Source organism: Synechococcus sp. F70.1 (assembly GCF_047502745.1).
In the GTDB taxonomy this organism is placed as follows: Bacteria; Cyanobacteriota; Cyanobacteriia; order Thermostichales; family Thermostichaceae; genus Thermostichus.
The window spans coordinates 1-1315 of the sequence record NZ_JANSJL010000086.1 but is presented as its reverse complement, the minus strand read 5'-3'; the positions used below and the strand labels follow the sequence as shown (position 1 = coordinate 1315).

Annotated in this window: 2 protein-coding genes; both read right to left on the bottom strand. The window is 53.5% G+C overall.

Annotated elements, in window-relative coordinates:
* Window positions 1–179: 179 nt before the first annotated feature.
* Window positions 180–590, bottom strand: coding sequence for an OsmC family protein (locus NW860_RS08725; RefSeq protein WP_011429381.1), 411 nt, complete (start codon window positions 588–590; stop codon window positions 180–182).
* Window positions 591–771: 181 nt separating this feature from the next.
* Window positions 772–1315, bottom strand: a 544-nt coding sequence (locus NW860_RS08720; RefSeq protein WP_414513658.1) for a radical SAM protein, incomplete at its 5' end; no start/stop codon positions are given.

Genomic DNA, 1315 nt, shown 5'->3' with positions numbered 1-1315 from the left:
TGTTCCTGGGTGAAGGTGGCATACTCAGCCTGGGCAGCTTTCACCTGTTGGATCAGAGCTTCCAGTTCCTCGAGGTTGGTGACAGGCATAGGTGGATCCTCCAAAATTACATCCATACAGGTTAAAAGTTGAGGCAACCGTTAGAAATTGCTGCAAGACTCCATGGGCCTGCTGACCGGCTAAGCGCCAACAGGCGCGGGAACCTGGATCTCAGTGGTCATTTTTGGGGGATGGGTAAGGGTGTTGTGGATGATGCACGCATCGACTGCCTTTTCCAACCCTTTTTGGTGTTTTTCGTCGAGCGGGATCCCACTTTTCACCCGAATGCAAATGTTGTCTAGGCGGGCAGGGTGCTCGACTTTATCTGCGGTAACAACCACTTCCAGCCCTTTGGGATCCAACTGCCGCGCTTCCAAATACTTGACGGCATAGAACCCCACACAAGCACCCAAAGAGGCCAAAAACCACTCCGGCGGCGTCATTCCCTGATCTTGGCCGTGGTTGTCCAAAGGCTGATCGCTGAGGATGCGATGGCCGCGGCTTTGGGCTTGAAATTGAACGCCATTTTGGTAGGTTACGCGCACTTCCACCGGGGATCCCTCCTCATTTTTGGAGCTACCAGAGTTGGCAAGCTGCTAGACTATTGGGTTCAACTAAGTTCAACTTAGCATTACCTTGGAGACAGCCTAAGGACTTTAGAGATGACTTTGGGATCAGGCTGGCTCAAGTCAGAATTGGCTCTAGTTTTGTTGCTGTCGCTCCAGCGATAAACTAAACTGCCACCAATCCCCGCTCGCGAAAGATCTGCAAAGCGTGGTTGATCTGTTCCGGGGTGGGCGGCTGAACATCGCTGAGGGTATAGGGCAATCCCAACTGCTGCCATTTGTATTCCCCCATCTTGTGAAAGGGCAAAACTTCCACCCGCTCCACGTTGGATAGGGTGGCTACAAACTCAGCCAATCCCTTAATGTTTTCCTCGGGATCCGTTAGTCCGGGAACGAGGACAAAACGAATCCAGGTGGGCTTGTGAATCTGATCCAAATAGCGAGCCAGATCGAGAGTGGGCTGCAGCGAAACGCCAGTAACTTTGCGATAGAGCTCCGGCAGATAGGACTTGATATCAAGGAGCACCAAATCCGTATGGGCCAAAACTGGCTTGGCCACTCCCAAGGGCGCGTAGCCGGAAGTGTCCAGCGCTGTGTGCAAGTCCAGCTCGTGGCAGCGGCGGAAAATCTCAGCCACAAAGGTGGGCTGCATTAGCGGTTCTCCCCCGCTGGCCGTTACTCCCCCGCCTTTGAGGTAGTAATTGCGGCAG